This window comes from Yoonia sp. D2-7 (genome assembly GCF_055809435.1).
Genome location: NZ_CM147912.1, coordinates 2150368 through 2171986 on the forward strand (window position 1 = coordinate 2150368; position 21619 = coordinate 2171986).

19 protein-coding genes are annotated in these 21619 nt (G+C 55.0%); 14 read left to right on the forward strand and 5 right to left on the reverse strand.

What is annotated here, in order from left to right; all coding sequences use genetic code 11:
• Positions 1-103: 103 nt before the first annotated feature.
• The 7 genes from tkt to AC0L7R_RS10540 all read left to right on the forward strand — a co-directional run bounded on the left by tkt (position 104) and on the right by AC0L7R_RS10540 (position 6513).
• The gene (gene tkt / locus AC0L7R_RS10510; protein ID WP_247126958.1) at positions 104-2119 is read left to right on the forward strand and encodes a transketolase; all 2016 of its coding nucleotides are present in this window, start codon (positions 104-106) and stop codon (positions 2117-2119) included.
• A gap of 66 nt (positions 2120-2185) precedes the next feature.
• Positions 2186-2791 (forward strand): DUF4329 domain-containing protein, encoded by a 606-nt coding sequence (locus AC0L7R_RS10515; RefSeq protein ID WP_473656829.1) that lies wholly within the window; start codon positions 2186-2188, stop codon positions 2789-2791.
• 182 nt (positions 2792-2973) lie between these two features.
• Complete coding sequence (gene gap, locus AC0L7R_RS10520; RefSeq protein ID WP_247126956.1) at positions 2974-3975, forward strand: type I glyceraldehyde-3-phosphate dehydrogenase; 1002 nt, start codon at positions 2974-2976, stop codon at positions 3973-3975.
• Positions 3976-4061: 86 nt separating this feature from the next.
• Positions 4062-4760, forward strand: coding sequence for a hypothetical protein (locus AC0L7R_RS10525; RefSeq protein WP_473656830.1), 699 nt, complete (start codon positions 4062-4064; stop codon positions 4758-4760).
• A 24-nt stretch (positions 4761-4784) separates the two neighbouring features.
• Entirely contained in the window at positions 4785-4928 is a 144-nt protein-coding gene (locus tag AC0L7R_RS10530) for a hypothetical protein (protein ID WP_247126954.1), read from the forward strand.
• Between the two features lie 225 nt (positions 4929-5153).
• Positions 5154-6158: a type I glyceraldehyde-3-phosphate dehydrogenase gene (gene gap / locus AC0L7R_RS10535; protein ID WP_348108189.1), complete on the forward strand. Its 1005-nt coding sequence runs from the start codon at positions 5154-5156 to the stop codon at positions 6156-6158.
• A 196-nt stretch (positions 6159-6354) separates the two neighbouring features.
• Positions 6355-6513 carry a hypothetical protein gene (locus tag AC0L7R_RS10540; protein ID WP_348108190.1) on the forward strand — a complete coding sequence of 53 codons (159 nt, stop codon included), beginning with the start codon at positions 6355-6357 and terminating at the stop codon, positions 6511-6513.
• A 723-nt stretch (positions 6514-7236) separates the two neighbouring features.
• Here AC0L7R_RS10540 and coaD read toward each other — a convergent pair.
• The 3 genes from coaD to AC0L7R_RS10555 all read right to left on the reverse strand — a co-directional run bounded on the left by coaD (position 7237) and on the right by AC0L7R_RS10555 (position 9194).
• Entirely contained in the window at positions 7237-7731 is a 495-nt protein-coding gene (gene coaD, locus AC0L7R_RS10545) for a pantetheine-phosphate adenylyltransferase (RefSeq protein WP_473656831.1), read from the reverse strand.
• Positions 7732-7818: 87 nt separating this feature from the next.
• Positions 7819-8253: a CBS domain-containing protein gene (locus tag AC0L7R_RS10550; protein WP_473656833.1), complete on the reverse strand. Its 435-nt coding sequence runs from the start codon at positions 8251-8253 to the stop codon at positions 7819-7821.
• A gap of 50 nt (positions 8254-8303) precedes the next feature.
• Positions 8304-9194, reverse strand: a complete 891-nt coding sequence (locus AC0L7R_RS10555; protein ID WP_473660395.1) for a LysR substrate-binding domain-containing protein — start codon at positions 9192-9194, stop codon at positions 8304-8306.
• Positions 9195-9292: 98 nt separating this feature from the next.
• Here AC0L7R_RS10555 and AC0L7R_RS10560 point away from each other — a divergent pair, with 98 nt between their 5' ends.
• The 5 genes from AC0L7R_RS10560 to mmsB all read left to right on the forward strand — a co-directional run bounded on the left by AC0L7R_RS10560 (position 9293) and on the right by mmsB (position 14372).
• On the forward strand, positions 9293-10792 hold the full coding sequence (locus AC0L7R_RS10560) for a CoA-acylating methylmalonate-semialdehyde dehydrogenase (RefSeq protein WP_473656834.1): 1500 nt from the start codon (positions 9293-9295) through the stop codon (positions 10790-10792).
• A gap of 89 nt (positions 10793-10881) precedes the next feature.
• Positions 10882-11223 (forward strand): cupredoxin domain-containing protein, encoded by a 342-nt coding sequence (locus AC0L7R_RS10565; protein ID WP_473656836.1) that lies wholly within the window; start codon positions 10882-10884, stop codon positions 11221-11223.
• 105 nt (positions 11224-11328) lie between these two features.
• Positions 11329-12468 (forward strand): acyl-CoA dehydrogenase family protein, encoded by a 1140-nt coding sequence (locus AC0L7R_RS10570; RefSeq protein ID WP_473656837.1) that lies wholly within the window; start codon positions 11329-11331, stop codon positions 12466-12468.
• Entirely contained in the window at positions 12465-13493 is a 1029-nt protein-coding gene (locus AC0L7R_RS10575; RefSeq protein WP_473656838.1) for a 3-hydroxyisobutyryl-CoA hydrolase, read from the forward strand. Before AC0L7R_RS10570 ends, AC0L7R_RS10575 begins: the two co-directional genes overlap by 4 nt.
• Positions 13494-13496: 3 nt before the next feature.
• Positions 13497-14372: a 3-hydroxyisobutyrate dehydrogenase gene (gene mmsB, locus AC0L7R_RS10580; RefSeq protein WP_473656839.1), complete on the forward strand. Its 876-nt coding sequence runs from the start codon at positions 13497-13499 to the stop codon at positions 14370-14372.
• A 21-nt stretch (positions 14373-14393) separates the two neighbouring features.
• On the opposite strand, the gene AC0L7R_RS10585 is transcribed toward mmsB, so the two are convergent.
• Both AC0L7R_RS10585 and uvrA read right to left on the reverse strand, forming a co-directional pair.
• A complete protein-coding gene (locus AC0L7R_RS10585) occupies positions 14394-15005 on the reverse strand; it encodes a GIN domain-containing protein (protein ID WP_473656840.1) in 612 nt (203 codons plus the stop codon).
• Between the two features lie 10 nt (positions 15006-15015).
• Positions 15016-17880 (reverse strand): excinuclease ABC subunit UvrA, encoded by a 2865-nt coding sequence (gene uvrA, locus AC0L7R_RS10590; RefSeq protein ID WP_473656841.1) that lies wholly within the window; start codon positions 17878-17880, stop codon positions 15016-15018.
• A 230-nt stretch (positions 17881-18110) separates the two neighbouring features.
• On the opposite strand from uvrA, the gene AC0L7R_RS10595 reads away from it, so the two are divergent.
• Positions 18111-20588, forward strand: coding sequence for a VWA domain-containing protein (locus AC0L7R_RS10595; protein WP_473656842.1), 2478 nt, complete (start codon positions 18111-18113; stop codon positions 20586-20588).
• A gap of 250 nt (positions 20589-20838) precedes the next feature.
• The gene (locus AC0L7R_RS10600; RefSeq protein WP_473656844.1) at positions 20839-21486 is read left to right on the forward strand and encodes a hypothetical protein; all 648 of its coding nucleotides are present in this window, start codon (positions 20839-20841) and stop codon (positions 21484-21486) included.
• The last annotated feature ends 133 nt before the right edge of the window (positions 21487-21619 follow it).

Here is a 21619-nt window from a genome sequence, read left to right on the forward strand (position 1 = left end):
GCGTAGTCCAACCATGCCAAACACTTATGTTGCGTGCTTGATCTTAGGCACCGCCCTGATATGACACCTCCAACGCCAAATTTAGCCCGATAGGACCTTTCCCTTGGATATTGCAGCCCTGCGTGAAGCAAACCCTGACCACTGGATGAAAGCAGCCGCCATTCGCGCGCTGACACTCGATGCAGTTGCCGCCGCGAACTCTGGCCACTCTGGCATGCCGATTGGCATGGCTGATGTTGCAACGGTTTTGTACCAAAACCACCTGAACTTTGACCCAAAAGCACCTGACTGGGCGGACCGTGACCGGTTCATCCTGTCTGCAGGTCACGGATCCATGTTGCTGTATTCTTTGATGTACCTGACTGGCTACGAAGACATCACGCTTCAGGAAATTAAGGATTTCCGTCAGTGGGGCGCAAAGACTGCTGGCCACCCTGAATACGGCCATGCACGCGGCATTGAGACCACAACAGGTCCATTGGGCCAAGGCATTGCCAATTCGGTCGGTTTCGCAATCGCCGAAGAAATCCAGCGTGCCACATGGGGCAAGAACATCGTCAACCACTTCACTTACGTGATTGCGGGCGATGGTTGCTTGATGGAAGGCGTATCTCAGGAAGCGCTGTCTCTTGCTGGTATGCAAGAACTGTCCCACCTGATCGTATTCTGGGACAACAACAACATCACCATCGATGGCACTGTTGATATTGCTGACAAAACCAACCAGCCACAGCGTTTTGCGGCGTCAGGTTGGCATGTTCTGGAAATTGACGGCCACGATCCAAAGGCGATTGATGCTGCGATTATCGAAGCGAAGAAAGATCCGCGTCCATCCATGATCGCCTGCAAGACCCACATCGCGCTGGGTCACGCCGCACAAGACACGTCCAAAGGCCACGGCGCTTTGACTGACGCGCAGCAGATGGCTGACGCGAAAGCCGCATACGGTTGGACAACCGGCCCGTTTGAAGTCCCTGCGGACATCAAAAAAGGCTGGGAAGACATGGCGACACGCGGTCAAGCGGCGCACGCCGACTGGCAAGCCCGCTTCGACAAACTGTCCGGCACAAAGCAGGCGGAATTCAAACGTCAGTACGCTGGTGAAGCGCCAGCCAAGCTGTCCGCTGTGATCCGTGCGTTCAAAAAGCAGACGACCGAAGGTGCGCCAAAGATGGCAACTCGGAAGTCGTCCGAGAAGACATTGGAAGTGATCAACGCGATCATGCCGGAAACCATTGGTGGTTCTGCTGACCTCACAGGGTCTAACAACACCAAAACAGCCGACATGGGCGTTTTCCACCCGACTAACCGCAAAGGCCGTTACGTTTACTACGGTGTGCGTGAACACGGCATGGCGGCCGCGATGAACGGCATGGCGCTGCACGGCGGTGCCAAGCCATATGGCGGTACGTTCATGTGCTTCACCGACTACGCGCGTGGGTCCATGCGTCTGTCTGCCCTGATGGGCGTGCCAGTCACATACGTCATGACGCACGATTCCATCGGTCTGGGCGAAGATGGTCCTACCCACCAGCCGGTTGAGCACCTCGCGATGATGCGTGCGACGCCAAACACCAACGTTTTCCGTCCTGCGGATACGGTGGAAACGGCTGAGGCGTGGGAAATGGCGCTGACATCACAAAGCACACCACACGTGCTGTGCCTGTCCCGTCAGAACCTGCCAACAGTCCGCACGAGCCACAAGACAAAGAACCTGTCTGCGCAGGGCGGCTACGTTCTGGCAGAGGCTGAGAACAAGCGCAAAGCCATCATCATGGCGTCCGGGTCTGAAGTCGAAGTGGCATTGGCCGCAAAAGACCTGCTCGAAGCTGAAGGCATCGGCGCACGCGTCGTGTCCATGCCGTGTATGGAACTGTTTGCGCAACAAGACGAAAGCTACCGCAAGCGCGTACTACCAGCGGGTCCGGTTCGGGTCGCCGTTGAAGCTGGCGTACAGCAAGGCTGGGATCAATGGTTGCTTGGCGAACGTGGTAACCACAAGAAAGCCGCATTTGTTGGTATGACTGGCTTCGGAGCCTCTGCACCTGCTGAAACTTTGTTCGAAAAGTTCGGCATCACGGCAGCGGACGTTGCCAAGGCGGTCAAAGACCTGCTTTAAATCTTTATATACAGGCGGGCAGGACATCCCTGCCCGTCTGTCCCCACAGATAGTTAAGGTCACTTTATGCATCGTTTGACAATCGCGCTTCTTGCACTTGTGACCGTCAGTGCATGTGCGGCCCCAATCGAAACGATCAGCAAACGACCAGCTATCATCCCCAAAGCAATTCAGCCGCAACCGACGTCTTTTGCGCCACCGCCTGCGGAACAGGCCAGCATTGATGATTTTGCGCGGTCCTTCCTGAACAGCATCCAGACCCAATCAATCCGAGAACGTCGCGAATTCTGCGGCTTTTTCTTCCGTGATAGCGCAGGTCAATTACAGGCGACTGCACCACGGCGCGGCACCTTTGCGAGCTGCAACATGCCAGTGCCACAACGGCGCGACAACATAGTCGCATCCTACCACACGCACGGCGCTTATGGTCCACAGTACGATAACGAAGTGCCGTCAACGACTGATCTGTTGTCTGATTTCCAACTTGGCGTCGATGGTTACGTCTCGACACCGGGTGGCCGGGTTTGGCGGGTCTCAAACGCCAATCGCGATGCGTCTCAGGTCTGCGGCCTTGGATGTGTGATCCGCGATCCGGGCTTTGTGCCCCGCAACGAAAACCAGGTCCGCCAACGGTATACGGTTGCGACCCTGACCCAACGCAGCGGCGTTTAACCAATCCGCACGATTCGCGGCGCGCCGCGTTACGATAGCGCAATCCGTTAGCGTTAACGTCCCTACATCGCCAATGATAGCGCCAACCGTTACCGTTAACATGCTGATTTATCACGACTTTGATCTTTGTGAACATCTGCATACAAGTTATAGCAGACCCAACTTTTGGAAAGGTTTGGGTCATGACTGTCACGATTGGTATCAACGGATTTGGGCGCATCGGGCGCTGTACTTTGGCACACATCACAGAGGCCGCACGCAACGACGTTCAGGTCGTCCGCATCAATGCGACTGGCCCGATTGAGACAAATGCCCACCTTTTGAAATATGACAGCGTGCATGGCCGTTTTGGCAGCCCAGTCAAAGTCAAAGATCAAACAATTGATCTGGGCCGCGGCCCTATTGATGTGATGTCGTCCTACGATCCGGAAACCCTTGATTGGTCCGGTTGCGATGTCGTTCTGGAATGCACCGGCAAATTCAACGACGGACAGAAGGCAGACGTTCACCTGCGTCAAGGCGCAAAGAAGGTCCTGATTTCTGCCCCTGCCAAAAACGTCGAACGCACCGTCGTCTACGGTGTGAACCACCGCCAATTGCTTGCCAATGATCGCATGGTGTCGAACGGATCCTGCACCACGAACTGCCTTGCCCCACTTGCCAAAGTACTGAACGACGAAATCGGGATCGAACGCGGTATCATGACCACGATCCACAGCTACACAGGCGATCAGCCAACACTGGACCGCCGCCATTCAGACCTATACCGCGCCCGCGCTGCCGCCATGGCGATGATCCCCACGTCCACGGGTGCCGCCAAGGCCCTGAGCGAAGTCTTGCCCGAACTCGAAGGCAAACTCGACGGCACGGCCATGCGGGTTCCTACCCCGAACGTATCGGCGGTTGATCTGACGTTTGAAGCGGGCAAATCCGTCAGCGTCGAAGACGTTAACGCGATTATGGCTGAAGCGGCTGGTGGTTATATGGGCATGGTCATGTCTTATGACGACGAAGCCAAAGTCAGCATCGACTTTAACCATACCACACAAAGCTGCATCTTCGCGCCAGATCAGACCAAAGTCGTGGGCGGCAAGACCGTGCGCGTGCTGGCGTGGTACGATAACGAATGGGGTTTTTCGGCACGGATGGCCGATGTCGCGGCTGCCATGGGCCGGATGCACTAAACCACAGTTTGGCATTTTCGAAAAAATTGCCTTTAATGCGCCGTAGTTACATGAAATGGCGCATCCAAATTATTTTGGATGTGACCATGCGCTATTTTGCTATTCTTTCTGTTCTTGCCATTTCCGCTTGTTCTTCGGAGACCAGCACCTTTGAAATTAACGGTGAATCCGTCACCCGTGCTGAATTCGAAGAATATACGCGCGGTTCGCAAACACCCACTGCAGTCGACAGCGTCGCAGACAGCGGGAATGATCTGAGCAATCTTGATCCGGCCTTTGGCGATCTTGCTGACCAGCTCGCGATCCTCGAGGACGCATCGATTGGAAGCCGCAGCAATTCCACCTTCAACGCCGTGCCCACATCCGGTTCTGGCACATTCGAAGGTATCATTCTCGCGACAACCACAGGCGCCCCTGCCGTGAATTATACCGCTAGCTCGGAAACCACGATTTCTGTCGATTTCTTGGAAAACACCCTGACGGCCGATAACGGGCAATTTGTTCTGCTGGATGGCAATCTTGACCCGGTTGAAACACTGGACGGCGATTTGCGCGTCAGCAACGGCTCCATTAGGGGGAATCGCCAGAATTCTGTCGAAATGACCGCCAGCGGGACATTGACCGGCGACACAACCACCATGATCGTGAATGGTGATCTTGAAGGCAGCTTTAAAGGATCACCGATCCTTGGCATCACCGCCGGAACAGGCAATGCCACGGGGATCGTGAACGGTGTCGGTGCCCCAACGACCGTGATTGCAATCGAAGCCCTATCCACAAATTAAGATCATGAGGGTAAGGTCACACGCATGACCAATCAAATTGCCATCGGGCTTGCGATCTTTATCGTCGGTTTCTTTCTACTGGATCATTTTGTATTCCATTTGGATGCTATGACTGTTGTTCTGCGCAAGATCGTGGGTGCTGTGAAATTCATGGCGTTTTGGCGTTAAGCAGACTGCCCGCAGAAACCGAGCCCCATCTTATCTGGCAAAAGCGGCGCACCCACATGTGGTAAGCCAAACGGCCGTCATCAGAGGTCATAAATCCGCGCGCCCTGTGATTTTAGGCCTGCAGGCCATCACGAAACCTAATCTGCGGTTGACCTTTCGACATAAATCGCAATGTTAGCGCCAACAGCGGGCATGCCCGCATTCACATCTTTGGAGAACCTCCCCATGGCAGTCAAAGTAGCGATTAACGGTTTCGGACGTATCGGACGGAACGTATTGCGGGCCATCATTGAATCCGGTCGCACAGACATCGAAGTTATTGCAATCAACGACCTTGGTCCTGTTGAAACAAACGCACACCTGCTGCGGTTCGATTCTGTGCATGGCAAGTTCCCTGCAACTGTGACCACCACAGAAGACTCTATCGATGTGGGCCGCGGCCCGATGAAAGTCACAGCGATCCGCAACCCAGCGGACCTGCCATGGTCTGACGTCGACGTGGTTCTGGAATGCACAGGTATCTTCACATCCAAAGAAGCCTGCCAAGCACACCTTGATAACGGGTCCAAGCGCGTGCTGATTTCTGCACCAGGTAAAGACGCAGACAAAACTATTGTGTTCGGCGTGAACGATGGCGCATTGACTGCAGACGACATCGTTGTGTCTAACGCATCTTGCACAACAAACTGCCTGTCCCCTGTTGCCAAGGTTCTGAACGACGCTGTCGGGATCACCAAAGGTTTCATGACGACGATCCACAGCTACACCGGCGACCAGCCGACGTTGGACACCATGCACAAGGACCTGTACCGCGCACGCGCCGCAGCCCTGTCCATGATCCCGACATCCACTGGCGCAGCGAAAGCGGTTGGTCTGGTTCTGCCAGAATTGAACGGCATCCTTGACGGTGTTGCGATCCGCGTTCCAACACCAAACGTGTCTGTTGTTGACCTGACATTTGAAGCGTCCCGCGCGACAACCGTTGAAGAAGTCAACAACGCGATCATCGCAGCTGCAGACGCTGGACCGCTGAAAGGCATTCTGGGTTACACGGACCTGCCAAATGTCAGCACCGACTTTAACCACGACCCACGGTCTTCCATCTTCCACCTCGACCAAACTAAGGTTCTGGACGGCAACATGGTGCGTATCCTGACGTGGTACGACAACGAATGGGGCTTCTCCAACCGGATGAGCGATACAGCCGTTGCGATGGGCAAATTTCTGTAAGGCCTAAGCCTTCAGCACAAATGAAAGGGCCGTCCTGTTATCAGGGCGGCCCTTATATTTTGTGACGCAAGCCATGCGTTTTGCGCAATTCGGTTATCGCTAACGGTCAGTTGTGCTGCAGCGCAGCACGACCCATATTGAGGGCAGGCAGGAGAAAAGCCTGACGTTACAAAGCGATAATCTGAAGGAGAACGCTATGACTGTACTGAACTTCGTCCGCGACACACTTCAAAAACGCGCGACATATGCAAAGACCAAATACGAGTTGGAAAGCATGTCTGCCCAAACAGCGATGGACCTTGGTCTGTTCCGCGAAGACGCCGCGAAGATCGCAAGCAAAGCGATCTACGGGTAAACCTGCGGGCCCACATGGCCTTGAATGAACACCAGCCGCGCCTTACGAGGGGCGGCTTTCGTGTTTCTATTGTGCGTGGGACTGGGACGTCTGTACGATTGCCGAATACTTCGGCAATCTTGCGCGGACTTAAGCGTATGAGACGGTTTTCATTGGCATTGGACGACGGCGCTCTGTGCTTCTGTCATTGAAAGCGACGACGTTGTTGATGCGTTTCTGCAGAAGCAGTGGACGAACGCTTCTAAAAGTTGCAGTCTTAGCGGCGGCGCGTGCTGTGCCTTCAGCCCGGGACTTTGCGAGTGCCTCTAGTGCGATAATACGGCCTGCGCGAGCTTTCATTGCGAGTAGCATGTTATTTCCTCCAGTTTCGTTGTTGCATTAACCATGGAGCAATTTGTGACGCCACGTCAGACCAAAATCTGTATAGTTTTGTCTGCAATGGTGCAGGAAATATCCAAAAGGTTAGTTCTGCACTGATCAAATCGGTATTTGTCGATCATTTTACGCCAAAAATAACGAAACCAGACGCATACAACGGCGTCGGGATCCCAGAATTCTAATGATTATTCGCACCATCAACCCGCTGACGGGCCAATTGTGTGGGCGTTAGTCCAGGAAATTGGTGCATTCAATCAAGATTCGTACTTGAACAAGATATGGAAGCGGTTGGGTCAACCGCAGACATTAACTAACCAAATTACACGCCTTCCCTGTCAGGAAAGCTTACTTGCCCAGTTTTGCCAGCAATTGATCATTGACGGCAGGCGGTACAAACTTGGTCACATCCCCGTCAAGACGTGCGATTTCTTTGACCAGTTTGGACGCAATCGCTTGGTTCTTGGCATCCGCCATCAAGAACACCGTTTCGATTGAATTATCCATGGCGCGGTTCATGCCGACCATCTGATATTCGTATTCAAAATCAGCCACCGCCCGCAAACCGCGCACGATGACCGACGCGCCCACATCGCGGGCGCAATCGATCAACAGGTTTTCAAACGGATGCACCACGATTTCGCAGCCCACATTTTGACCAAGCGGGACACATTCCGCTTCGACCATCGCCACGCGTTCTTCCAGCGTAAAAAGCGGGCCTTTATCGCGGTTGATTGCAACGCCGATGACCAAGCGATCAACAAGCGTACACGCCCTGCGGATAATGTCGGTATGGCCATGAGTGACCGGATCAAACGTGCCGGGATAGAGACCAGTGCGCATGGCGAAACCTTTCGTAAGTCTTGGCCGCACGCAACATTATTGCGCGGTGGATTGCAACCGAAAAACACAGATCAAACGATTGGTCTACTAGTGACCCATGATCATGCCCTGCAGCGCGTCCTTCTCCATCGACAGTTCCGCAAGACGCGCTTTGACAACGTCACCGATCGAGATCAACCCGATCATCTTGTTGCCATCCATGACAGGCATGTGCCGGAACCGTCCTTCGGTCATCTTGCCAAGAACGAAATCGGCTTGGTCCGTTGGTGAACATGTGACGATCTTGGCGGTCATCAATTCACTGACGTTTTCCGTCAAACAGTCGGTTCCGTTTGCGCCCAAAGCGCGCACGATGTCGCGTTCTGACAAGATACCATCGAGGGCTGCACCATCAGATGACACAACCAGCGTACCAATCTTCTTTTGAGACAGAACTTTGGCAGCATCACCGACGGTCACATCAGGTTTCACCGATATCACGCCGCCTTCCGGCTTTGTTTCCAATATCTTACTGACCAACATGATTTCGCCCTCCGCTTGTATTCCGTAAGTTTAGCGTCGCGCACATGCGGCTATCCTGTCAAGTCTACAGCCGCCTCTAGGCGGGTTACTTCGGCTGACATGCCCGCACTCAGCGCTTCTGCAAAGCGCGACAGGCGCTCTGATTGGCGGTCGGATCGGTGGCGGACCAGATACAACGTACGGCGCAAACTGACCTGATCCGTCAGGACCCGCCGCAGTTCGGGGGCCGCATGAAGCGCAAAATCGTGGACGAAACCGACACCACCGTGGCGCAACATCTGTACTTGGACCGCAACGGAATTCGACGCCATCGCCACAGACCGCGTGCCTATTTCACCTAAGTAGTCCAATTCTTTGTCGAAAATCATATCCGGAATGTACCCAACGATCCGCCGTCCCGTCAGATCGGACAATTCCGTAATCTGCGGTGCGTCCGCCCGCTGGGCCAGATGCAGTTTGTAATCGGTGATCGGTTCAACCGTCAGACGCTGTGCGGCAGGCGGACTGACCGTGACGGCCATATCAGCTTCGCGTTGCGATAGGTTCACGACGCGCGGCAAGGCGAGTATCTGCACCTCTAGACCGGGGTTCTCCGCCTGTATCTTGGCGACGACCTGCGGCAGCACGTAATTCGCAACGCCATCAGGCGACCCGATCCTGATCTGCCCTGTCAGGCCGCGCGTCCCGCCCTGCCCTTCATCCAGCGCTAAAGCTAACGCTTCTTCTGCTTCCGTGGCTCTATCGCGCATCCGCTGCCCAAGGTCAGTCAGCGCATAACCTTGCGGCGATTTCACAAACAAGGGTGCGCCCACAGCCAATTCCAATCGCGCGACACGCCGACCAACGGTTGCCGGATCCATCTTTAAGATAGGCGCTGCACCTGACAGGCCCGCCGCCCGCGCGACCGCCAAGAATACCCTTAGATCATCCCAGTTCTGCACCATGCATCCTTACATTTTTGCAAAATGATTTTGGCATATTGGCGCCTTTACATGCATTTCCGCAAGGCTAGACTGCAAGAAATCAGGAGGAGATTTCCATGCAAGAATTGACCCACTACATCGGCGGCGAACATGTCAAAGGTACGTCCGGCCGTTTCGCTGACGTTTTCAACCCGGCCACAGGCGAAGTTCAGGCCAAAGTGCCGCTGGCTAGCCCTGAAGAGCTGGCGCGCGCAGTTGAAGTCGCCCAAGCGGCACAGCCTGCGTGGGCTGCCACGAACCCGCAGCGTCGCGCACGTGTGATGATGAAATTCGTGTCCCTTCTGAACGACAACATGGACAAACTGGCCGAAGCCCTGTCCCGCGAGCACGGCAAGACATTGCCAGACGCCGCAGGCGACGTGCAGCGCGGCCTTGAGGTTGTTGAATACTGCATCGGTGCTCCTGAAATGCTGAAAGGTGATTACACCGACAGCGCGGGTCCTGGCATTGATATGTATTCCATGAAACAGCCGCTTGGCGTGACGGCTGGCATTACGCCGTTCAACTTCCCTGCGATGATCCCACTTTGGATGTGTGCGCCTGCGATCGTGTGCGGCAACGCCTTTATCCTTAAACCATCCGAGCGTGATCCATCCGTGCCATTGATGCTGGCTGAACTGCTTGAAGAAGCTGGTCTTCCAAAAGGTATCATGCAGGTCGTGAACGGTGACAAAGAAGCCGTTGACGCCATCCTTGATCACGATGTGATCCAGTCGATCGGCTTTGTCGGCTCCACCCCGATTGCGGAATACATCTACGGTCGTGGCTGTTCCAACGGCAAACGCGTGCAGTGTTTCGGTGGTGCGAAAAACCACATGATCATCATGCCGGATGCGGACATGGACCAAGCTGCTGATGCGCTTATCGGTGCGGGCTACGGTGCGGCTGGTGAGCGCTGTATGGCGATTTCGGTTGCAGTCCCAGTGGGCGAAGAAACGGCCGACCGTCTGGTTGAAAAGCTGGTCCCACGGATCGAAAAACTGAAAGTCGGCCCATACACAGCAGGCACTGACGTGGACTACGGTCCTGTTGTGACTGCTGCGGCCAAAGCCAACATCCTTGGATTGGTCGAATCCGGTGTGGCACAAGGCGCAGAGCTGGTCGTGGATGGCCGGAACTTTAATCTGCAAGGCTACGAAGACGGGTTCTTTGTTGGGCCACATCTGTTTGACCGCGTCACGACAGACATGGACATCTATAAGAAGGAAATCTTTGGTCCGGTTCTGTCATGCGTGCGCGCACAGACCTACGAAGAAGCCATCGGCATGGCCATTGACCACGAATACGGCAACGGCACCGCGATCTTTACGCGGGACGGCGACACGGCCCGCGACTTTGCCAACCGGATCAACATCGGGATGGTTGGGATCAACGTGCCAATCCCCGTGCCACTGGCCTACCACACGTTCGGTGGCTGGAAGAAATCCGTCTTTGGTGATCTGAACCAGCATGGACCAGACGCGTTCAAGTTCTACACACGCACCAAGACCGTCACATCGCGCTGGCCGTCGGGCATCAAAGAAGGTGGCGAATTCTCTATTCCTGTCATGGAATAAGTCCGCGAAAATTTTTCTTTATCTTTTGTGAAACTTTTAGGGCAGCCTTTCCGTGGCTGCCCTTATACGTTCAATAGAGGATATAACTTATGACACTTTTTACACGCCGTAATGTACTTCGTCTTGCTGCGACCGCCGCTGCCGTTCCTGTGGCTGCAAAGATGGCACAAGCTGCGACAAACCACGTTGTCACAATCAAAAACATGGCCTTTTCGCCAGCGAACCTGACGATCAAAGCGGGCGACACCGTGACGTGGGTTAACGAAGATCGCGCAGCCCACAGCGCATGGGAATCCGCGAATAACGCCTTTGACACGGGGCTGCTGTCCACAGGTCAATCCGCCGCGCTGACCTTTGGTGCTGCCGGATCGTTCAACTACCGCTGCCGTCCACACGGCAACATGCGTGGATCAATTACGATCACGAACTAGTCTTCAACGCAAAAATTTTCGCTCCGCGCGTTTTCATTTTGACAACGCGCGGGCTTCGCGTCACTTTAGGTATTGAACACTTGTTCAATTCTGGGAGGGATGCACATGGACTTTGCTTTAACCGAAGAACAAACCGCTATTTTTGACATGGCGCAGGCCTTTGGCGCAGAGCATATCGCGCCTTTTGCCCGCCAGTGGGAAGCAGACGGCACGATCCCCAAAGAGCTATGGACCGCAATCGCAGAGCTTGGCTTTGGCGGTTTGTACGTGTCCGAGGACAGCGGCGGTTCGGGTCTGTCGCGCTTGGATGCCACGTTGGTTTTCGAAGCACTTTCACAATCCTGCGCCTCTGTCGCCGCGTTCCTGTCCATTCACAACATGTGCGCACGGATGATCGACAACTTCGGATCAGACGCGATGAAGGCAGACCTGCTGCCACGCGCTATGACGATGGAGACCGTCCTGTCCTACTGTCTTACCGAACCCGGATCAGGGTCCGACGCGGCAGCGCTGAAAACGAAAGCCGTTGAAACCGGCAATGGCTACGCCCTGACGGGGACCAAGGCATTCATATCAGGCGGTGGTTATTCGGATGGCTACATCGTGATGGCCCGTACCGGCGATGATGGTCCGAAAGGCATCAGCGCGTTCTATGTGCCGGAGGGCGCTGAGGGGCTTTCGTTTGGCGGTCTCGAAGACAAAATGGGCTGGCGGTCACAGCCGACCCGCCAAGTCCAGTTGGACAATTGCAACATTACCAAGGGTGATCTGCTTGGCGAAACCGGAAAAGGTTTCACATATGCGATGATGGGCTTGGATGGCGGACGGTTGAACATTGCCGCCTGTTCATTGGGTGCTGCGCAATCCGCGCTTGACCAAACGGTCACCTATATGGGCGAGCGCAAGGCATTCGGCAAATCCATCGACCAGTTCCAAGGGCTACAATTCCGGCTTGCGGATATGGAAATCGAGATGCAAGCCGCCCGCGTTTTCCTGCGCCAAGCTGCGTGGAAGTTGGACAACAAAACGCCGGATGCGTCAGCGTTTTGTGCAATGGCGAAAAAGCACGTCACCGAAGTTGGCAGCCGCGTCGCGGACCAATGCCTGCAACTGCACGGCGGCTATGGCTATTTGGCCGACTATGGCATCGAGAAAACCGTGCGTGACCTGCGCGTTCATCAAATTCTGGAAGGCACAAACGAGATCATGCGCGTGCTGACCGCTCGTCATGTGCTAACGAAATGAGCGATCTGATTGTTCGCAAAGATGGCGTTGCAGGACGGATCACACTGAACCGTCCCAAGGCACTGAATGCACTGACTTGGGACATGGTGTTGGGGATCGAAGCGGCTTTGGACGCGTGGCGCGATGACGATGCCATACAGATCGTCGTCATCGACGCTGCAGGCGACAAAGCCTTTTGTTCCGGCGGTGATATCGCCGAGATGTACGCCACTGGTAAGGCTGGCGACTTCTCCTACGGACAACGGTTTTGGCGCGATGAATACCGGCTGAACCGCAAGATTTTCCATTATGCCAAACCTGTTGTTAGCTTCCTTCAAGGCTTCACGATGGGTGGTGGCGTTGGCGTTGGATGCCACGGTTCACACCGCATCGTCGGAGAGACATCGCAGGTCGCGATGCCCGAAGTCACAATCGGACTTGTACCTGATGTCGGCGGGTCGTTGATCCTTTCCACAGCACCCGGACATGTCGGCGAATACCTTGGGCTGACAGGGACCCGCATGGATGCAACAGATGCGATTTATGCAGGTTTTGCGGATGTCTATGTGCCGGAGGTCGAATGGGATGTTCTAAAAGTACAACTCTGCGAGACAGGTGATGTGGCAAAAATAGCTGACATTGCGCAGGGTTTGCCAAGTGGCCCGTTACAAAAAGCGCAGCCCATTATCGACGGTGTGTTTGGCCAAGACGATGTCTTTGCCGCCGCATCATCCAGCACGGATGACGTCATTCTGTCCGCTGCGAAGAAAATGCACCGAAATGCGCCGCTCGCGTTGCAGGTCACGCTTCGGATGATCCGCGCGGTTCGTGACGCACCAACCATCGAGACAGCATTGGACCACGAATTTCGCTATACGTTCCGGTCCGCGCAATACGGTGATTTTATCGAAGGTATCCGGGCCGCGATCATTGATCGCGACAGGGCGCCTGTTTGGCAACATAGTAACGTCACCAGCGTACCGGCAGCGGATATCGCACGCATGACAGCCCCCTTGGGCGACAACGCATTGATCTGGGAGGATTAAAGAATGAAAATCGGATTTATCGGACTAGGCAATATGGGCGCGCCAATGGCCGCAAACCTCGCCTCAGCTGGCCACGATGTGGTGGGTTTCGACACAATGGCGAAGCCGGACGGTTTGACCATGGCAGTCACTGCTGCGGCTGCTGTCGAAGGTGCAGATGTGGTGATAACGATGCTGCCCAACGGTGATATTCTGCGTGCCGTGGCCGCAGATATTCATCCGGCGATGAAGGCAGGTGCCGTGCATCTGGATTGTTCAACTGTCGACGTCGCCAGCGCGCGTGCTGTCGCTGAAATGGCCGAAACCGCTGGCCTAACCGCAGTCGACGCGCCAGTGTCTGGCGGGATTGGCGGCGCTGCTGGCGGGACGTTGACGTTTATGGCGGGCGGAACCGAAGCGGGTTTTGCGACCGTGTCGCCGTTGTTCGATATCATGGGTCAGAAAGCCGTGCATTGCGGCCCTGCGGGCAACGGTCAGGCCGCGAAAATCTGCAACAACATGATCCTCGGCGTCACGATGATCGCAACCTGTGAAGCCTTTGTGCTGGCTGATAAACTTGGCCTTGATCGGCAAGCGATGTTCGACGTCGTCAGCACATCGTCCGGCTATTCATGGAGCATGAACGCCTACTGCCCTGCCCCCGGTGTTGGCCCTCAAAGCCCTGCTGACAACGATTACACACCGGGTTTTGCTGCCGATTTGATGCTGAAAGATTTGCGTTTGTCGCAGATGGCCGCCGAAGCCGCAGACGCGGATACGCCGATGGGGGAAGCCGCAATGGCGCTGTATCAGCGGTTTGTTGAAGACGAAGACGGCGCTGGTCGCGACTTTTCCGCGATGCTGCCGCGTTTTGCTGACCGCGGGCGTAACGCGGGTTAACTTTGGTCTAAGCGGCGCGCCCTACTCTGTTTCGGGCAGCACCGCGACGATTTCTAATGTGTGGGGAACGCTGATGACAGCCTTCGACTGCGCATCAACTGTGCCCAATGCGCAGTCCAACGCGGATGCGTCGATAGTTGCGCCAATGATCGCCTCAGCTTCTAGCGTTTCGCAAGCGCCGTTGATCTGGAGTGTACCGTTCTCGGTCGCGTAAAGGCTTGTTTCCGTGTAGTTAAATCCGCCTAGGGTGACGGTCCCGCCTTCCAATGCCTCGGCACGGATCCGGTCGCCACTGAAGGTTCCCGCGTTGATCTGGGAGTCGTCATACGCCTTGAGCGCGCGCACATCCGGCAGCGTGACGTTCAACACGAGATCGTCCTGACGCCCGTACGGAAAAATGAACCAGCGCGTATGCCGGTTCACGGCCAACCACGGCCCGAATTTGCGAAGGTGAAACTGTTCCACATCGCCCGAAACCGCACTGCCTGTGATACTGATTTCATCGCCTTGCGTCACATTCACCGTAATCCCGTTACGGACTTCGATGTTTGTGATCCCTTTGAAATCGAACGTTTTTTCCTGCGCATGAAGCGGTGTCGCGACAGCAATGGCAAGGGCTGCATATTTGATCATTCGTCGTGTCCTATTCGGCGGCCACCGTTTTCGGTTTCGGCGCCAACATGTCCTTGAGGTAGCGACCCGTATGGCTTTCTTCGACTTTCGCGACCTTCTCTGGCGTTCCTTTTGCCACAATCCGACCGCCGCCGTCACCGCCTTCTGGCCCAATGTCGATGATGTGATCAGCTGTTTTCACCACATCGAGGTTATGTTCGATCACAACCACAGAGTTACCTTGATCGACAAGTTCGTGCAGCACTTCAAGCAGCTTACGCACGTCTTCGAAATGCAGACCCGTTGTCGGTTCGTCTAAGATATAGAGCGTGCGGCCCGTTGATCGCCGCGCCAGTTCTTTTGACAGCTTAACGCGCTGCGCCTCACCACCAGATAGCGTCGTCGCCTGTTGGCCTACCTTGATATAGCCAAGACCGACCCGCATCAACGCATCCATCTTTTCGCGAATGGATGGGACGGCCGTAAAGAAGGTTTGCGCATCTTCTACAGTCATATCAAGCACATCTGCGATGCTTTTGCCCTTGAATTTGATTTCGAGCGTTTCACGGTTGTAGCGCGCGCCTTTGCAGGTTTCGCATTCCACATAGACGTCGGGCAAGAAGTGCATTTCGATCTTGATGACACCGTCGCCTTGGCAGGCTTCACAGCGCCCGCCTTTGACGTTGAAGGAAAAACGGCCCGGTTTGTAGCCCCGTGCTTTCGATTCAGGTAGGCCAGCGAACCAGTCGCGGATCGGCGTGAAAGCACCCGTGTAAGTTGCAGGGTTGGACCGTGGGGTCCGACCAATCGGGCGCTGGTCGATGTCAATCACCTTATCAAGATGTTCGAACCCTTTGATCGTCTCACAAGGTGCCGGTGCTTTGCGCGCGCCGTTCAGTTTTTGCGCGGCGTTCTTAAACAGCGTTTCGATCGTCAGCGTCGATTTCCCACCGCCGGACACGCCAGTCACGCAGACGAATTGTCCCAAGGGGAAGTCTGCCGTGACGTTTTGCAGGTTGTTACCGGTTGCCTTCACGACGGTCAGCTTCTTGCCGTTGCCTTTACGACGTTTCTTCGGCACTGCGATTTCACGAGCACCGGTCAGGTATTGACCCGTAATAGATTTCGGGTCCGCCATGATGTCGGCTGGCACGCCTTCGGACACAACCTGCCCTCCATGCACACCCGCCCCAGGGCCGATGTCGAAAACGTAATCAGCTTCACGGATCGCTTCTTCATCGTGTTCGACGACGATCACGGTATTGCCTTGATCACGCAGGTTTTTCAGTGTTGTCAGCAAGCGGTCATTGTCGCGTTGGTGTAGACCGATGGACGGTTCATCAAGCACGTAAAGCACGCCTGTCAGACCCGATCCGATTTGCGATGCTAGTCTGATCCGTTGGCTTTCCCCGCCCGACAACGTGCCGGAATTGCGCGACAGCGACAGGTAATCAAGGCCGACGTTGTTCAAGAACCCAAGCCGTTCGCGGATTTCTTTCAGGATCGCCTTTGCGATTTCGTTCTTTTGCGCAGTCAGCTTTTCTGGGACCGATTGGCACCAATCGTACGCTTCTTTGATCGACAATTGCACGACTTTACCGACGTGTTCGTCGCCGATGCGCACGGCCAATGCTTCTTCGCGCAGACGGTATCCGCCGCATGTACCGCAGGGTCTATTGTTTTGATATTGTTCGAATTCTTCACGAATCCAGTTACTGTCTGTCTCGCGATAGCGGCGCTGCATGTTCGGGATCACCCCTTCAAACACGCGCTTGACGCTGTAAACCCGTCCGCCTTCATCGTAGCGGAACTGGATTTCTTCTTTGCCTGATCCGCGCAGGAAAACCTCTTGGACCTTTGGATCCAAGTCTTTCCAGCGTGCGTTTTTGTTGAAACCGTAATGCTTTGCTAAGGATTCGATGGTTTGTAGGAAATACGGGCTTTTGCCTTTGCGCCACGGGGCCAAAGCGCCGTCTGCAATTTTCAACGTGACGTCTGGGACTACTAGTCCTTCGTCGAAGAACAATTCGACACCCAAACCGTCACAGGATGGGCATGCGCCAAAAGGTGCGTTGAATGAAAACAGCCGTGGTTCAATTTCGGGGATCGTGAAACCAGACACAGGACAGGCGAAGTTTTCAGAGAATGTGAACCGTTCCGCGTCGCCTTCGGATGGTGCCGTTTCCAGTACAGTAATGCCGTCGGCCAAGTCCAAAGCAGTGCGGAACGAATCCGCCAGCCGTGTTTCCAAACCTTCGCGCACAACGATCCGGTCAACGACCACGTCGATGTCATGGCGGAATTTCTTGTCGAGGGTTGGTGGTTCGTCGAGTTCGTAAAATTCGCCGTCGACTTTAACCCGCTGGAAACCCTGCTTGCGTAATTCGAGGAATTCTTTGCGGTATTCGCCTTTGCGGTCCCGAATGATTGGTGCCAACAAATAGCCACGCGTGCCTTCCGGCAGCGCCATGACGCGGTCGACCATGTCCTGCACTTGCTGCGCTTCAATCGGCAGGCCGGTCGCAGGGGAATACGGCGTCCCTGCCCGTGCGTACAACAGGCGCAGGTAGTCGTAAATTTCCGTAATTGTCCCGACGGTCGAACGCGGGTTTTTCGAAGTCGTTTTCTGTTCAATCGAAATCGCAGGCGACAGGCCAGAGATGTGATCGACGTCTGGTTTCTCCATCATATCAAGGAATTGGCGGGCGTAAGCCGACAGCGATTCAACGTAACGACGCTGCCCTTCGGCATAGATCGTATCGAAGGCCAGAGATGATTTACCAGAGCCGGAAAGCCCAGTGATCACCACCAGCTGATCGCGTGGAATGTCCACGTCGATGCTTTTGAGATTGTGTTCGCGTGCGCCGCGTACTTCAATATTCTTTAGCTCAGCCATCTCGGCACGCCCCCAATTATGGCACCCTAAGGTCCGCAGCCCTACTACATAGTCACGTTGATCGTTTTCGCCAGCCCACATTTAGAACATTTGTGGAACATTAGGAAGAAAATAACGCACCCTTCTCAAAACTTAACAGGGTCAGGGTTTCCCGACCGAGGCGATTCAACACTGGAAACGACTCGCTTCGCTGTGTTTGGATAGAAGTAACCAATTTTAGGAGACAAACGATGCGCATTTTCGCACCTCTCGCCTGTGGTTTGCTGCTGACAGGCACCGCTATGGCCCAAGACAACCCGAATACCATTCTTGTGATGGACGGCTCCGGTTCGATGTGGGGCCAGATTGACGGCACCGCTAAGATCACAATTGCCCAAGACGTTGTTGCAGAATTAATCGGCACGATTCCGTCGGGTCAGGGCCTTGGTCTGACCGTCTATGGCCACCGCGCTCGCGGCGATTGCACTGACATTGAAACAGTCGTCGCCCCTGCGGCTGGCACCGGTCCAGCGATTGTGGACGCCGTGCGCGGGATCAAACCGCTGGGCAAAACGCCCATGACCGACGCGATTATCGCCGCAGCTGAGGCGCTGCGCTACACCGAAGACAGCGCGACTGTGATTCTTGTGTCTGACGGCGTGGAGACCTGTAACCCCGATCCATGCGCCGCCGCGCGCCTGCTGGAAGAAGCAGGTATTGATTTCACGGCCCACGTGGTCGGTTTTGATGTGGGGTCAGACCCTGACGCGCTGGCCCAGATGCAATGCATCGCGGCTGAGACTGGTGGTGATTTTCTGACGGCTGAAAATGCATCGGAACTTGGTGCGGCTTTGACCGCAGTTGTGCAAGAACCAGAACCGATCGTAACGCTACTGACCATGGAAGCGCGTCTGGGCGACGAAAATGGTCCCCTGATCGAAGATCAGATTTTGTGGAGCGTTGATGGCGCGTTTGAAAGCGAACCGGGCAATCCTTATGTCACTGATATTGTTGGTGGAAAGTACCAAGTGTCCGCCTATTGGGTTCAGAACGAAACCGAAGTTTTGCAGATGGTTGATCTGGTGTCTGACGCCCAGACGACCACTGTGGTGTTCCCCGTCCCTGTTGAAAAAGCACAACTGACGGGCCCTGAAACGGCCCTCTTGGGGTCGACGATCATGGTTGGCTGGAACAGCCCTAACGGCGAAGACGATTACATTGGCATTGGTAAAGTCGGTGCAGACGGCGCTGACGCATGGCAGAACTACGCCTACATCCGCGACGGAAATCCGGTGTCGCTACTGATGCCGCCTGCTGCTGGCGATTACCAAATCGCGTATTTCCAAGGCGGCACGCGCGACGTCTTGGGCATCATGCCCATCACACTCACACCGGTTGAGGTCACAGTGACCGCCCCGACAGAGGCAATCGCAGGGTCGGATATCCCTGTGGGCTGGGTCGGTCCGGATTACGATGACGACTACATCGGAATTGGCAAGGTCGGTGCGACTGGCGCAAGTGCCTGGGAAAACTATGCCTACACCCGTGACGGTGAACCTGCGACTTTGCGTGTTCCGCCGACACCCGGCGACTACGAAATCAGCTACTTTATCAACCAAGACCGCACCGTTGTGGCCACAACGCCCATCACGGTCACGGATGTTGTCGCCAGCGTATCAGCCCCAGCCGAGGCAATCGCCGGATCGGATATTCAGGTGGTGTGGACCGGACCCGACTACGACGATGATTATATTGGCATCGGCAAAGTCAGTGCGACGGGTGCAAGTGCTTGGGAAAACTATGCTTACACTCGCGACGGCGATCCCGCGACCGTGACTATTCCATCGGAACCTGGTGACTACGTGATCACCTATTTCGTCAACCAAGATCGGGTGCCGCTTGTATCCACCCCCATCACCGTTACGGCAGCGGGCGCATCCGTGACCGCACCAGCCGAAGCAATTGCGGGGTCCACCCTTTCGGTTTCATGGAGTGGACCGGGCTACGATGACGACTACATCGGGATTGGCAAAGTTGGCGCAACGGGTGCAAGCCAATGGGAAAACTACACCTACGTGCGTGCGGACAGTAGCGGCACGTTGTTGGCCCCTGCGGAACCCGGTGACTATGTGATCAGCTACTTCCTGAACCAAGATCGAACAATCCTCGCAAGCACAAACATCACCCTGACCAAGATCGAAGCTGATGTAACCGCCCCGTCTGATGCACCGATGGGTTCGACGATATCGGTGCAATGGCAAGGCCCTGACTATGAGGACGATTATATCGGAATCGGCAAAGCCGACGCGACGGGCGCTGGCCAATGGGAAAACTATGCCTACACCCGCGACGGCAACCCCGCGATGGTTGCGGTGCCAGCAGAGGCTGGTGACTACGTCATTCGCTATTTTGCGCAACAGGACCGGACGATGCTGGCATCAACGCCGATCACAATCACTGATGTAAAAGCCCAGTTGATTGCCGAAGGCACTGCCCCGGCAGCGTCCGAAATCATCGTGGGGTGGGATGGTCCGGATTATGCTGACGACTACATTGGAATCGGAAAGGCTGATGCAACTGGCGGCGGACGATGGGAAACCTATGCCTACACCAACAGCGGAAACCCCGTGGCAGTCGCAACGCCGGACGCGCCGGGTGATTACTTGATCAAGTACTTCATCGGCCAAGATCGCAAGGTAATCGCGTCAATTCCACTTCGTATCGAATAGACGGTCGAAACAGTCACCTTTGGGATTACGAAAAGAAGAGGCGCGCACTAACACTGTGTCGCCTCTTACTTTTTTTCACATCAAAGATGACAGGTCCAAAATTTTTTGTAAGCTAAACAGGCGATTCGAGCAGCTTTTCGAGTGTAATTTCAACTCGTACGTTCACTGACCCATTATTATGCCGGATTACGGCGGTCGTCGCGTTCTCATCGGCTATTTGTGCCGAAATGACCATTAAGGATGAAGTATTATGAATAAATTCTCTACAATATCAGCAGGCGCAGCCCTTTTTGCACTTGCAGCCTGTGGGGGCACGACTGTCGACGAAGCGATCGAAGACATTGCAGACGAATTCCAGATTTCTTCCGGTGTGCTTGACGATATTGAGTTGCCAAAAGAAGAAGACCTTGCTGACCTTCCGTCTCTTGTTTCGGATCTGGTGAACGAATTTGAAGAATTCAACGAAGACTACGACGTAACCTCAACACTGCCGAGCGGCAGCGCAGATTACACCGGCACATTAGGCTTTCAGGTCGAAGACCAAGAGACTTACCTAGCGGGCGATTTGGCCTTGGTCGCCGACTTCGACGCGCTGACGTTTGACGGCACCTACAGCAATATCGCCGGCATTTCTGAAGATGGGGATACGCTGACGGTGATCGGGAGCGTGCCGGTGGACACGACGATCCGCGATGGAAGTGACGGCGTGACATTTGACGGCACACTGTTCGGAGACGTGTCGCTCGAAGACGAAACATACCGCTTCAACGCCCTGATTGATGGCGCCTTTGGCGGCACAAATGGCGAAGTCGCTGTGGCCGAAGTGTCCGGAAACATTGGGGACCCCGATGGTGGTTCTGATGAGATCTTTGGTCTCGTCACACTAGCGCAAGACTAAGCCCTAAGGGTGCGATCCGTTTGAACAGGGACCGCAAAACGCCTGCCCTTTGAGTGGACTAGCATCGAGGAATTTGACCGACCGCACAAATAGATAACAAAAAGGCCCTGCCAACGCGTGTTTGCGGGGCCTT

What these genes read in the sequence shown, in the direction of transcription:
- AC0L7R_RS10515 (WP_473656829.1), top strand. Translation starts at nt 2,186, where the DNA reads ATGCATCGTTTGACAATCGCGCTTCTTGCACTTGTGACCGTCAGTGCA.
- gap (WP_247126956.1), top strand. Translation starts at nt 2,974, where the DNA reads ATGACTGTCACGATTGGTATCAACGGATTTGGGCGCATCGGGCGCTGT.
- AC0L7R_RS10525 (WP_473656830.1), top strand. Translation starts at nt 4,062, where the DNA reads ATGCGCTATTTTGCTATTCTTTCTGTTCTTGCCATTTCCGCTTGTTCT.
- AC0L7R_RS10530 (WP_247126954.1), top strand. Translation starts at nt 4,785, where the DNA reads ATGACCAATCAAATTGCCATCGGGCTTGCGATCTTTATCGTCGGTTTC.
- gap (WP_348108189.1), top strand. Translation starts at nt 5,154, where the DNA reads ATGGCAGTCAAAGTAGCGATTAACGGTTTCGGACGTATCGGACGGAAC.
- AC0L7R_RS10540 (WP_348108190.1), top strand. Translation starts at nt 6,355, where the DNA reads ATGACTGTACTGAACTTCGTCCGCGACACACTTCAAAAACGCGCGACA.
- coaD (WP_473656831.1), bottom strand. Translation starts at nt 7,731, where the DNA reads ATGCGCACTGGTCTCTATCCCGGCACGTTTGATCCGGTCACTCATGGC.
- AC0L7R_RS10550 (WP_473656833.1), bottom strand. Translation starts at nt 8,253, where the DNA reads ATGTTGGTCAGTAAGATATTGGAAACAAAGCCGGAAGGCGGCGTGATA.
- AC0L7R_RS10560 (WP_473656834.1), top strand. Translation starts at nt 9,293, where the DNA reads ATGCAAGAATTGACCCACTACATCGGCGGCGAACATGTCAAAGGTACG.
- AC0L7R_RS10565 (WP_473656836.1), top strand. Translation starts at nt 10,882, where the DNA reads ATGACACTTTTTACACGCCGTAATGTACTTCGTCTTGCTGCGACCGCC.
- AC0L7R_RS10570 (WP_473656837.1), top strand. Translation starts at nt 11,329, where the DNA reads ATGGACTTTGCTTTAACCGAAGAACAAACCGCTATTTTTGACATGGCG.
- AC0L7R_RS10575 (WP_473656838.1), top strand. Translation starts at nt 12,465, where the DNA reads ATGAGCGATCTGATTGTTCGCAAAGATGGCGTTGCAGGACGGATCACA.
- mmsB (WP_473656839.1), top strand. Translation starts at nt 13,497, where the DNA reads ATGAAAATCGGATTTATCGGACTAGGCAATATGGGCGCGCCAATGGCC.
- AC0L7R_RS10585 (WP_473656840.1), bottom strand. Translation starts at nt 15,005, where the DNA reads ATGATCAAATATGCAGCCCTTGCCATTGCTGTCGCGACACCGCTTCAT.
- uvrA (WP_473656841.1), bottom strand. Translation starts at nt 17,880, where the DNA reads ATGGCTGAGCTAAAGAATATTGAAGTACGCGGCGCACGCGAACACAAT.
- AC0L7R_RS10595 (WP_473656842.1), top strand. Translation starts at nt 18,111, where the DNA reads ATGCGCATTTTCGCACCTCTCGCCTGTGGTTTGCTGCTGACAGGCACC.
- AC0L7R_RS10600 (WP_473656844.1), top strand. Translation starts at nt 20,839, where the DNA reads ATGAATAAATTCTCTACAATATCAGCAGGCGCAGCCCTTTTTGCACTT.